This window comes from Alkaliphilus pronyensis, from assembly GCF_009017275.1.
Classification (GTDB): Bacteria; Bacillota; Clostridia; order Peptostreptococcales; family Natronincolaceae; genus Alkaliphilus_C; species Alkaliphilus_C pronyensis.
In genome coordinates this window covers 24,223-37,074 of sequence record NZ_WBZC01000001.1, presented here as the reverse complement: position 1 = coordinate 37,074, position 12,852 = coordinate 24,223, and the positions used below count along the sequence as shown (strand labels likewise).

At 34.2% G+C, this 12,852-nt stretch carries 11 protein-coding genes; all 11 read left to right on the top strand.

The window, feature by feature from the left end:
- Positions 1–62: 62 nt before the first annotated feature.
- On the top strand, positions 63–1,493 hold the full coding sequence (locus F8154_RS00160; RefSeq protein WP_243141108.1) for an N-acetylmuramoyl-L-alanine amidase: 1,431 nt from the start codon (positions 63–65) through the stop codon (positions 1,491–1,493).
- A 141-nt stretch (positions 1,494–1,634) separates the two neighbouring features.
- Entirely contained in the window at positions 1,635–1,901 is a 267-nt protein-coding gene (locus F8154_RS00155; protein ID WP_151859557.1) for a Veg family protein, read from the top strand.
- A gap of 312 nt (positions 1,902–2,213) precedes the next feature.
- On the top strand, positions 2,214–3,434 hold the full coding sequence (gene arcA, locus F8154_RS00150) for an arginine deiminase (RefSeq protein WP_151859556.1): 1,221 nt from the start codon (positions 2,214–2,216) through the stop codon (positions 3,432–3,434).
- Between the two features lie 53 nt (positions 3,435–3,487).
- The gene (gene argF / locus F8154_RS00145) at positions 3,488–4,480 is read left to right on the top strand and encodes an ornithine carbamoyltransferase (protein ID WP_151859555.1); all 993 of its coding nucleotides are present in this window, start codon (positions 3,488–3,490) and stop codon (positions 4,478–4,480) included.
- Positions 4,481–4,617: 137 nt separating this feature from the next.
- Positions 4,618–5,577: a carbamate kinase gene (gene arcC, locus F8154_RS00140; protein WP_151859554.1), complete on the top strand. Its 960-nt coding sequence runs from the start codon at positions 4,618–4,620 to the stop codon at positions 5,575–5,577.
- Between the two features lie 249 nt (positions 5,578–5,826).
- Positions 5,827–8,133: a YcdB/YcdC domain-containing protein gene (locus F8154_RS00135; RefSeq protein ID WP_151859553.1), complete on the top strand. Its 2,307-nt coding sequence runs from the start codon at positions 5,827–5,829 to the stop codon at positions 8,131–8,133.
- 177 nt (positions 8,134–8,310) lie between these two features.
- On the top strand, positions 8,311–9,885 hold the full coding sequence (locus tag F8154_RS00130) for a DUF3794 and LysM peptidoglycan-binding domain-containing protein (protein ID WP_151859552.1): 1,575 nt from the start codon (positions 8,311–8,313) through the stop codon (positions 9,883–9,885).
- Between the two features lie 172 nt (positions 9,886–10,057).
- Positions 10,058–10,936, top strand: coding sequence for a 4-(cytidine 5'-diphospho)-2-C-methyl-D-erythritol kinase (gene ispE / locus F8154_RS00125; protein WP_151859551.1), 879 nt, complete (start codon positions 10,058–10,060; stop codon positions 10,934–10,936).
- Entirely contained in the window at positions 10,929–11,618 is a 690-nt protein-coding gene (locus tag F8154_RS00120; protein ID WP_151859550.1) for a GntR family transcriptional regulator, read from the top strand. Before ispE ends, F8154_RS00120 begins: the two co-directional genes overlap by 8 nt.
- A 22-nt stretch (positions 11,619–11,640) precedes the next feature.
- Positions 11,641–12,372 carry a nucleotidyltransferase family protein gene (locus F8154_RS00115; RefSeq protein ID WP_151859549.1) on the top strand — a complete coding sequence of 244 codons (732 nt, stop codon included), beginning with the start codon at positions 11,641–11,643 and terminating at the stop codon, positions 12,370–12,372.
- A gap of 244 nt (positions 12,373–12,616) precedes the next feature.
- Positions 12,617–12,835: a CLC_0170 family protein gene (locus tag F8154_RS00110; protein ID WP_151859548.1), complete on the top strand. Its 219-nt coding sequence runs from the start codon at positions 12,617–12,619 to the stop codon at positions 12,833–12,835.
- Positions 12,836–12,852: the final 17 nt, after the last annotated feature.

The window sequence follows — 12,852 nt, the reverse complement described above, 5'->3', positions numbered from 1 at the left end:
CCAAAATATAGCTTACCACTATTTTAGAAACCATTATCAAAAGAACAAGGGAGGTAAAACAATTGGAATATAATATGGATTTAGCTATTAAAATATATGTCCCAACTGAAGATAAAATTATCACTAGGTATATTGAGGATATTGTTAAGGAATTAGTGGCTTGGAGTATTCCCATGCCATTTCATATAGAAGCCCTTAAATGTCAAAGCATAATAATGAGAACCATACTGTTTCGACAGCTAAAGGGCTACGGCTGTAATCAAGAAAAAAACAAAAAAGGAGATATAGCTATAGACTATTTAAAGGAGGTTATTCCATTAACGGAGTATAAGCAAGTTTGGGGTAAGGACTATGCAAAAAATATACAGTTAATAGATGAAGCAGTAGGCGAAACAAGGGGAATTATAATAACCTTTAATGATAAGCCAATAGATGCAAGGTATCATTTAATATGTGGTGGTGCCACTGAGAATAGCGAAAATGTTGACGGTAATGTTGTTCAATATTTAAGAAAGGTACTTTGCTGTTATTGCAAGGAAAGCTCCTCTCTTTATGGCTATAAGGATTTATCTATAGAGGATATAGAATCGAAGCTTAAAATTAAGCTCAATAAAAATAATCCTACTAAAAATATGTCAATAGAAGATCTATTTGATGAAATAGAAAGAGATGAAGAGGGTAGAGTAGTAAGGTTAAGGGTGGCAGGTAAAGAATTTCAAGGAAAGGAAATTGTAAAGCTACTGGGCTTGGAATCCACTAGGTTTAGCTGGAGGCCTAAAATTATTCGCTTTTTCACAATGGGAAAGGGAGATGGAGTTGGCTTATGTCAGCAGGGGGCAAATAGACTTGCACTAGAGGGGAAAAATGCAAATGACATTATAAATTACTACTATACTGGTGTTGAAATTAAAAAAATTGAAATGCCATGTATAAAATTTCCTTTAAAGGGTAAAGTAATAGTGATTGATGCGGCTCATGGTGGTGAAAACAGCCAGGATAATGTAAGCTTCAATGGTGTAAGAGAAAAGGATGTTAATTTATCAATTAGTAAAAAGCTTGAAATAGAGTTGAAAAATAAAGGTGCAGAAGTATATATGACCCGTTTAGAGGATATATATCTACCATTAAGTGAAAGGGCGGAACTTATAAACAATGTAAAACCTAATCTTTTTTTAACTATACATCAGAACTATATTAAGAATCCATCTATATCTGGTACAGAGATCTACTACTTTAGAGGGGATACAGAAGCAAAAAGGCTAGGTAACATTATATTAAAAAGGGTTGCACAAGCCTTAGAAACCATAGATAGGGGCCTGAAAACAGCTGACTTTTATTTACTGAGGGATACAAATGTAAGTGGAATTCATATTGAAATAGGATATCTGTCTAGTCCCATAGAGGAAAAAAAGCTTATAGATGAGGGCTTTAAGGATAAAATTGTAGCTGCTATTACAGAAGGGATTTTATCCTATTATGAAATATCTATATAAATAATTCAGGTAGAATAATTTTTTGCAAAAAAATATTTGACACTAATAGTATATTAATTGTATAATAAAAATTTATGAATTTGACAAACGTTGTAGTATATGTTATTATAAGTATGTTAATAAGTGAAAGAAGGTGATTTTTTGGCAACTAGGACTACGCTGAATGAAATCAGAAGCAATATCGAAGGGTTTGTAGGGCAAAAGGTTACACTTAAAGCAAATAAAGGAAGAAAAAAGACTACTATAAGAGAAGGCGTACTAGAAAACACCTACCCTAATATTTTTGTTGTAAGAATAGATGGAGGTTATGATACCGTTAGAAGAGTTTCATATAGTTATTCAGATATTCTAACAGAAACAGTTGAAATAACAATATGTAAAGATGATCAACGAATTAAAGTAAGTTAATAGTCTTAAAAATAAATCCACCATATAGGTGGTTTTTTTTTATTAGTGGGAGATTATGATTATTCAATAGAAAGCTAACCATTAGTTTAACCATGTAATGAAAAATGGATAATCCCATAGGGGAGCCATTAAAACAATAATTAATTTAATTAATAAATATACAAACAATGTATAAACCCCAAAAAAATCAAGAAATATAGCCACTTGATTTATGTATATTCTCTCTATATACTAATAATAGAGAAAAGCTACATTATTATGTATATTCTGTTAATGAGATAGCTTATAAGAAGGAAGGGGGTTACTAGCAAGATGAGAGACGGATTCTTAAATGTTACATCCGAGATAGGTGATTTAAGAGCAGTACTGCTCCATAGGCCAGGGCGAGAGTTAGAGCGATTAACACCCGATTATCTTCATGAATTATTGTTTGATGATATTCCATGGCTAAAAAGAATGCAATGGGAGCATGACGAATTTGCAAAGGTTATGGAGGACAGAGGCTGTAGGGTATACTACTATGAGGATCTATTGGAGGAGCTAATAAAGGTAGAGCATGTAAAAAAACTGTTTATAAATGACCTAATAAAAAACTCCCATATAGATAGCACTGAGCTGGAGGTTTTAATAGAAGAATTCCTGTTAACCTTAACACCAAAAGAAATTGTAGAAGTAGCAATAGCTGGTTTAGAAAAAAAGGATGCACCTAATTTAATTGAAGAGTATAATTTAGTGGATTATATTAGGCAAGAATATCCCTTTTACATTAATCCTTTACCTAACCTTTATTTCACAAGGGATCCTGGAGTTGTTATAGGTAATGGTCTTGCCATTAATAAAATGAAAACTCCAGCTAGAAATAGGGAAACGATGTTTTTGGAATACATATATCAACATCATCCACTGTTTAAAAAGCCAATAACTCCTCAATGGTATGACTACAAAGAAACCTATAGTATAGAAGGGGGAGATGTACTGGTATTAAGTGATTCAGTAGTGGCAATTGGATGTAGTGAAAGAACCTCAGCCAGAGGAATAGAAATTTTATCACAAAGATTGTTTAAGGAGTCCAGTATTAAAAAGGTATTGGCTGTACAAATACCTTTTACAAGGGCATATATGCATTTAGACACAGTCTTTACTATGGTTGACCACGACAAGTTCACCATATATCCAGGGGTTGAAGATCTACTACAGGCCTATGAGCTAACAGAGGGAAAAACCACCCCGAGGGTTAAGCCAATGGTTAGCCTAAAGGAAGCATTAAAAGCTGCTTTAAATCTACCTAATGTACAGCTAATTCAAAGTGGGGGTGGGGATGATATTACAGCTGCAAGAGAACAATGGAATGACAGTACCAACACCTTAGCCCTGTCACCAGGAAGTGTCATAACCTATAATAGGAATGAAGCATCAAATGAAACCCTTCGGAAGCATGGAATAGAGGTAATTGAAATTGAAGGATCAGAGCTGGTAAGAGGCAGAGGAGGCCCAAGGTGTATGTCTATGCCCCTAATTAGGGAAGAATTATAATATAAGAAGTTATAAGGACTTAAAAACCATTAATAATAAAGGAGGATTTATCTATGCCAGTGAATTTAAAAGGTAGGAGCTTCTTAACTTTAAAGGATTTCACATCACAAGAAATTAATTATTTACTTAATTTATCGAAGGATCTAAAGGCTAAAAAACGTATGGGTGTTAAAGGAAGTCTATTAGAGGGTAAAAATATAGTTCTTTTATTCGAGAAAGCATCAACAAGAACAAGATGTGCCTTTGAGGTTGCTGTCCTTGATGAAGGTGGACATGTTACATTTTTAGGAGCCAATGACTCACAAATGGGTAAAAAAGAATCTTTAGAGGATACAGCAAAGGTGTTAGGTAGATATTATGATGGAATTGAATTCCGTGGTTTTAAGCAAGAAACTGTAGAGATATTGGCCAAGCATTCAGGTGTGCCAGTTTGGAACGGTTTAACTGATTTATATCATCCAACACAAATTTTAGCTGATCTACTTACTATAACAGAGCATGTTGATAAGCCCCTAAACAAAGTTAAATTTGCTTATATAGGGGATGCAAGAAACAATATGGGTAATTCTCTTCTAATAGGAGCAGCTAAAATGGGAATGGACTTTAGAGCTGTTGCACCAAAGGAATTATTCCCAGCTGAAGAGCTAGTTAAAGAAATGCAAGAGGTTGCAAATGAAACAGGTGCTAAAATTACATTAACAGATAAGGTTGCTGAGGGGGTAAAGGACGTTGATGTAATCTATACTGATGTATGGGTATCAATGGGAGAAGAGGACCAATTTGAGGCAAGAATTAATCAGCTAATGCCATACCAGGTTAATATGGATATGATAAAGCTAACGGGCAATTCAAATGTAATATTTATGCATTGCTTACCTGCTTTCCATGATTTAGAAACAAAAATAGGAAAAGAAATATTTAATAAATATGGAATAAAAGAAATGGAGGTTACTGATGAAGTATTTCGTAGTAGGCATTCAGTAGTATTTGATGAAGCTGAAAACAGAATGCATACAATTAAAGCGGTAATGGTGGCCACTATTTAAACCATTAAATATGAGTTCTAAGACTGTATAAGATATACTGTAAAAGATATGGAAAAATAGCTACAATTATATAATGCTCCATATCTTTTTAGTATGAAGAAAAAACATAAAATAATAAATATAAGGGAGAGCTTTTAATGATTAAAGAAAAAAGTAGAATTGTTCTGGCATTAGGTGGTAATGCCCTACAGGCAAATCCTAAAGAAATTAGTGCAGAGGCACAAATAGAAACAGCAAAAGAAACAGCAAAGTCAATAGCAGACTTAATTGAGGCAGGCCACGAGGTTATTTTAGCCCATGGCAATGGTCCACAGGTGGGACAACTTGTTGCTACATATGAAGCAGCAGCCCAAGAAAACCCTTCGTTGCCTATAATGCCTTTTCCAGAGTGTGGAGCAATGAGTCAAGGCTATATCGGTTATCACCTTCAACAGGCTATTAGAGATGAGCTGGCAAAAAGAAAGGTTGATAGGTCTGTTGCAGCCATAATTACTCAGGTAGTAGTAGATGAAAAAGATGAAGGGTTTAAAAATCCAACAAAGCCAGTTGGTTCCTTTTTTACTAAAGAAGAAGCTGAGGTACTAATAAAAGAAAAGGGTTATGTAATGAAGGAGGATGCAGGTAGAGGCTGGAGACGTGTTGTAGCTTCACCTATACCTATTGATGTTGTTGAAGCGCCAATTATAAAAACAATAGTAGATGCAGGTCATATTGTTATTACTGTAGGTGGTGGTGGTGTTCCAGTTGTGAATCGTAATGGTGAGCTTATAGGGGTTCCAGCTGTTATTGATAAAGACTTTGCTTCGGAAAAAATTGCTGAAATACTTAATGCAGATTATTTAATAATTCTAACGGCAGTTGAAAAGGTGGCTATTAACTTTAATAAACCTAACCAAAAGGAATTAGATAAAATTACAGCTGCAGAAGCAAAGCAATATATTGAGGAGGGACATTTTGCTCCAGGATCAATGCTACCAAAGGTTAATGCAGCCTTAAAGTTTGTCGAGTCAAAGCCTGGTAGGGCTGCTTTAATAACATCACTTGAAAAGGCAATGGACGGCATACAGGGAAAAACTGGAACAATGATAATTGGATAATTAGATGGATTAATTTACTTTCTAGCTTGGTGTCACTTATCTCCCGCTTAAGAAGCGGGAGTATTAGTAACGCCGCTGAGATATATTACAGTTTCATTACAAAGGAAACTTTTATGAAAAAAATACGTCTATATTATGAAGGGGTATATTTCCTATTTTACAATATGGTTACAATGCAACCAATAAGTAATTATAGGTAGTAAAAAGGAATATATAACATTGTTTATATTATAATAAGGAGTGAAATGTATGAAATTTAGAAAAACCCTTAGTTTTTTACTAGCACTTGGGCTGATACTCTCAAGCTTTAGCTTTGTATCGGCTGGCGAGACTATTGTTGTTGAGGAAGCAGTTGAAGTAAAGAATGTTGATGTAAAGGATTCCGAAATGACAAATCCTACCAACACAAATCTTACTCAAGAAAATGCTGAAGGTATCATGAAATTTTACATCAAAAACCTGTTTGATATTGTGGTTGATGATGGGTATCAGGTAAATGTAGAATACCGTCAAGACTGGAGAAATCCAGAAAAACATGTATGGAGTATGCACGGACACAAATATGACAGAGTCTCCAGCATGAGCATTGAAGTGTCTATAGATGACGAAACGGGAAAGCTTACTTCTATTTATAAATGGGAGCATAGTAGAGATAGTGATAATAGTGTTACACAATATACAAAGGAAGAATTACAAGAGGTTGCATATGAGTTCTTAAAGAAGGTTAATGGTGAATTACTAGATAAGGTTGAGTTACAAGAGGAGCCATTTTTTAGACATTACTATCATGGAAATGGCTTAAGGCCGAGAAATTACCATTATAATTATGTAAGAAAAGAAAATGGTATAGTTGTTTCCAATGATGGTATAAATATAGCTGTAGATAGTGGAACTGGAAAAATAGCACACTATAGCTATAATTGGTCTGATGTAGATTTTCCTCAGCTAGATGATGTAATTTCTGTGGAAGAAGCTAAGGAAATATACAAAAAGGAACTAGACCTTAAGTTATCTTATTTACCAGTAAGGTTAAAACACTATTACCATGACAGTCAACCACAGGAAATAAAACTAGTGTATACTCCAAACCTAGAAGGCGGACAAATGATAGATGCACTAACTGGTGAAATTATAACCTATACAGGTGAAGCAGCAAAGAATAAAGTCACAATTGATGTTACACCTAAGCAAAAGGAAGAGTTTAAAGCCCTAGAAAAGAAAGAACTTACTAAGGAACTGGATAAAAACCAAGTGACGGAGCTGGTGGAGTCCTTAGTTAAGGAATTACTCCAACAAGAGGGAAAGGTTCGAAGCACCCGTTATACCTCATCAAATCAGCGTAAGCTATGGAACATAGACTTTACATTAGAAGATAATGATTACATGCATGGATACGTATCTGTTGATGCAGAAACTGGAAATATTCTTAGATTCCACTATTATGACCATATGATGTACGATAAGTATAGAATGGATAGTGAATCAGGGGAAGAAATCATACCAGTAATATCACAGGAGGATGCATATAAAAAGGCAATTGATGTTATGGTGGAGTTATATCCTGATAAATTGAAGGATTTACAAACTGAAATGACCCTGTATGACTTTGAACATGCTCCTGAATACCACTTTAACTTTAGCAGAGTAGTTAATGATATCGAGTATCCTTATAATAGCATTTCAGTATCCTTTAATAAAATGACAGGACAGCTACAAGGTATATATATGAACTGGCATGATGCTGAGTTTCCAAAGGCAGAGGGTCTATTATCAAAGGATGAGGTTTTAAGCAAGTATATGGATGACTCAACGCTAGAATTAATGTTCACACAAATTTATAGTCATCACATAAGATATAAGGCTCCAACTATAAAGCTAGTTTATATGAATAAAGGAAAAGATAATTACTGGCATTTCAGAAATATTGATGCCGTAACAGGTGAATACCTAGATTGGAATGGAGAGTCTATTAAGGAGAAGAAATCTAAGGAAGAAAACATAAGCAGTATATTAGAAGGTCACGAGGCGGAAAAAGAATTAAAGATTATTATTGACACAGGAATAGTAGACCTAGAGAACTTCCAATTAGACAGTACTGTTCCTAGAAAAGAGATTATTAAGATGTTGGTAAATGCAATGGGCTTCAGTCCATATATGGTTGAAGATGCTGAAGACCTTAAAATCACCAATATAGACAAGGAAGATGATTATTATCAATACCTACAGGGTGCTGTAATGTATGATCTACTAGAAAACGAAGAAAAAGACCTAAAGCTAGATGAAACAGTTACAAGGGAAGAATTTGCAGAAATGCTTATGAAAATGGTAGGTATGGAGAATGTAGCTAAGGCTAAGGATATTTTTGTTGTACCAGTGGAGGATGCAGACGAAATCCAACCAGATAAAAAAGGCTTTGTTGCCATTGTCTATGGCTTAGATATTGTAGAGGCACAGGAAAACAACTATAATCCCAATGCCCCAGTAACCCTTATAGACGTTGCTATAGGAATATATAGAACCTACAAGAATTTTAATGTACACAATTATTACTACTAGGCTTTAATAACTTATAAAGAAGTGAAAATCTTTTAGATTTTCACTTCTTTTTTTTATTTACTGTACATATATATATATAGAAATTAAACTGGACGAACTAAAGGAAAGTAGCTCATATTTTAAAAAATTAATAATATATATTAATTAAATTAAACTTATTTGGAGGGAGGAAGGAAAATGCCAGTAGAGTTGTTAAAGGAATCATTGACTACTGACCAGGTAATAGGTCACGACACTGCTCAGGCAATAATTGAAGGCGATATACTGGTCCCAGATATAAAGCCAGATATTACTAGAATTATATCGGTAGATGGGGTTATTCAAGTATCTAAGGTTGAAGCAACCGATGGAAAAATTCTAGTTGACGGAAATATAAAATTTAAAATATTATACGTTGCAGAAAAGGGAGAAGAACCGCTATATAGTATAGATAGTAGTACTGGTTTTAAACAGACTATTGCTATGGAAGGAATTACAGCTAAAGCTATACCAGATGTTGAAGCAGACATAGAGCATATCGACTTCTCCGTTAATAACGAAAGAAAAATAGGAGTTAAGGTTGTTATTAATCTAATGGCTACAGCTAAAGTAAAGATTCAACGGGAAATAACTAATGATATATCTGGGATTAATGATATTCAAGTACTAAGGGATACAATAAGGTTTTCGGAAATTAAAGGGGATTACTCCTCAGAAGCATTGGTTAAGGACACCTATGAAATGGCTGAAGATATGCCAGAAATCAAGGAAATAATTAAATGGAATGCAGCAGCCATAGAAAGAGAAGCTAAGGTTACAGAAGGGAAGGTTATAGTTGGAGGAACAGTAAAGGTGGAGCTTTTATACACCACCCATGACGACAATTTAAGCTTAAACATCTTTAGACAAGAGATTCCCTTTACACACTTTGTTGAAATGCCAGATGCAAATCCTGATATGAAATATAAATTAAAATTTGATGTCCCAGAGCTTTATACAGAGATTAAAGAAAATCTTCAGGGAGAAGCCAAGATTATAGAGATAGAGGCAATTACAAGAATAGGTGCTAAGGTGATAGATACTAGTAAAATAGATATTGTAGTTGATGCCTTTTCACCATCAAAAAAATTAAAGATTAATAAGGAAACTGTTGAGTTTAAAGAAAACATAGGAATGAATAGATCCCATCTTATGCTAAGGGAAACCATTGATTTACCTGGAAGTCATCCAGAAATTGCAAAGCTGTTCTCGGTTGTCTCAAAGCCAGTATTAACAGATTATCAGCTTACGGAGGATAAAACTGTAATTGAGGGTATAATGGAGGTTACAGTAATATATTTATCTGATGGTGGAAGTCAACCAATTTACAGCTTTATGCAGGAAATCCCCTTTAGGCATTATGTAGATATTGAGGGATTAAAGGAAGATATGGAGGCAAAGGTTGAGCTATTTATTGAGGAGCTAACCTATGAGCAGGTAAATGGGCAGCAGGTAGATATAAAGGTAAATGTTGGTGCCACCTGTGAGGGATACCTAACTAAAAAGGTAGCTGTTGTAAAGGAGGCTATTGAAGAAAATGAGGATGTAGATACCACCCATAGACCTAGTGTTACTGTATATTTTATGCAGCCAAAGGATACACTTTGGGAGGTTGCAAAAAAATATAATACAACTGTAAAGCAGATAATGGAAACAAATGAAATACAAGATGCTTCAGCATTAAAACCTGGGGATTACATATTAATAGAAAAGCTTCATAACTTCAAGTTTTAGCATATTTCCCGCCGGAAAAGGCGGTTTTTTTTTGCAATATATATAGTAGACAAAGCAATAGTTATTCTGATAGTATTGTTTTAGAAAACAATAAGCTTTTAACCTAATGAAGGATAATACCCGATAAACATATAATATATATAGCTTGGGTATAATGAAGGAGAGGGCAGGTATGAAAAGGATTCAACTTAAAGCTAGAGCTAAAATAAACCTATCCCTTGATGTATTAAGAAGAAGACCAGATGGATACCACGAAGTTGAAATGATAATGCATCAAATAGATCTTTTTGATAGGGTACAAATAAATGAAAGAGAAGATAACAAAATAGTTATAAACACAAATTGTGGCTATATTCCAAAGGATTCGGATAACATTGCCTATAAAGCAGCCAGTTTAATCGGTAATACCTTTAATATCAATAAAGGATTAGATATACATATTGAAAAGAAAATACCCGTCGCTGCAGGCTTAGCAGGGGGGAGCTCTAATGCTGCTGCTGTAATTATTGGCTTAAACAGGCTGTGGAACCTAAAGCTAACCGTAAAGGAGCAAATGGAGCTAGGAGTAAAAATTGGAGCTGATGTACCCTTTTGTATTGCTGGAGGCGCAGCATTAGCAGAAGGAATAGGCGAGAGGCTTACTCCAATAAAGGGCTTAAAAAACCTTTGGCTGGTTATATCAAAACCATCTATATCTGTTTCTACCGCCGATGTATATAAAAGCCTAAGCTTACCCAATATACAGGATAAAAGACCCGATACACAGATGCTATTAAGGGCTGTAGAATGTGGAGATATTAATTTACTTGCCTCAAACATGAAAAATGTTTTAGAAACAGTAACAGAAGAAAAATATCCCGTAATTACCAAAATAAAAAGAAAAATGATGGAGTATAACGCATTAGGTAGTATAATGACAGGCAGCGGACCAACTGTATTTGGTATATTTAAGAACTACCATAGGGCAAAGTCTGCCTATGAGCATCTTTCATTATTATATAAGCAAACCTATATTGTGCAAAGCTTTCACAGGAGGAATGATGATGAGTAATTTACAAAATTTAAAAATTGAAGGTTTTAAGCCCTTAAGAGAAATTGTGTTTGAAAATCTAAGGGAAGCAATACTAGAAGGCAAGCTTGAGCCTGGTCAAAGAATGATGGAAATACAATTGGCAGAACAGCTAGGTGTAAGTAGAACCCCCGTTAGGGAGGCAATAAGAAAGCTAGAGCTAGAAGGATTAGTTATTATGGTACCTAGAAAGGGTGCATATGTTGCTGATGTTTCAATAAAGGATATAATGGAGGTACTTGAGATAAGAGCAGTTTTAGAGGGACTTGCTGCTTCTTTAGCTGCTGAAAGGATGACAGACGAAGAGTTAGACCAGCTAGAAATGATATCATATAAATTTAAAAGAAGCTATCAGCTTGATGATATAGAGGGTATGATAGAAAAAGATATAGAGTTTCATGATAGAATTTTTAACTCCGCCAGAAATGAAAAGCTAGTTCAAATAGCCCAAAGCTTAAGGGAGCAGATTTACCGTTTTAGAGTTACCTACATTTCAGAATATAATAAAGCAAAGGAATTAGTTGAAGAACATCAGGCAATACTAGAGACAATATCACAAAGAGATGCAGAAAAGGCATATGAAGTAGCTGCTAAGCACATTGAAAATGCAGGTGGTCATATGATGGAATCTGTACTTAAGGGTAAAGGACATCAAGGCATCTAACAAATGGTAGGGAGGAAGGTTAATGCATGCCATAGTATTGGCTGGAACTGATGTTGAAGCTGATGATTTAATGAAGGACAAAGCCCTTTTACCACTAAAGGGAATACCGATGATAAAATTTGTAATTGAAGCATTAAAGGAATCTGAGCATATTAATAAGATATTTGTTGTGGGAGAGGTGGATAAGCTAAAGCCAATAATTGCTAAGGATGTGGATAACATAATTCACCACAGTGATTCCATAATTAAGAATATTAACAATGGAATGAAGAACTCCTTAGGGGAGGAAAGGGTCTTAGTCGTAACCTGCGATCTTCCATTAATAAATGTTGATATTATAAACAAATTTATAGAAGCTGGCTTAGAAAAAAACATCGATGTATTTTATCCCATTGTAGACAAAGGTCTATATGAATCAATTTATCCAAAAATGAAAAGAACCTATGTATATTTAAAGGATGGAGCCTTCACAGGAGGCAATATCATTATGATTAAGCCCTCTGTAATGAAGTCCATTGAAAAAACCACAGAGTCATTAATAAAAAATCGTAAGAATCCCTTTAAGATGTGTAGAATACTAGGCATAGCTTTTCTTATTAAGCTTATATTTAAACAGCTAAAGCTTTTAGATATAGAAAAAACAATAAAAAAGCGTTTTAGAATAAATGGACTTGCTTATATCTGCACCTATCCAGAAATATGCAGTGACCTAGACCATTATGAAGAGGTAGCTTTATTTGAAGAATATCTATAGGCAAATTGAAAATAAAAAGTTAAAAACAAAGTAAATGTTGAATGTTGAATGGAAAAGATTAAAACCATAAAAGAAAATTAAAAGTTAAAAATGAAGAATTAAAAACTAAAAATTAAAGATGTAAAGAATATAGATTCGAGGGTGCTACCTCGAATTTTTATTTTTTACATCTTTCTCATTGCTTGTATATAATTACTAGAATTTGCGAAAATTATATAGGATTAGATTAAAGAGGGTGATGAAATTGAATGGAAGCCTAATGATGATTTATGAAGAATTTAAAAGCACCTATGACTCCTATATGATGTGGGTTGTTGTGTTAATTGGTCTGTTTTTAATACTATTTGATGGCAAGCAGCTAAAAAAGCTAAAGCTTATGAAGGAAGCGAAAATAGCAAATGTCTTAGGTTATTTTTATATTATTGTTGGTATTGGAGTTTATATAGTTTTAGCAATTTTTTAATAATAAGGAGTGACCAA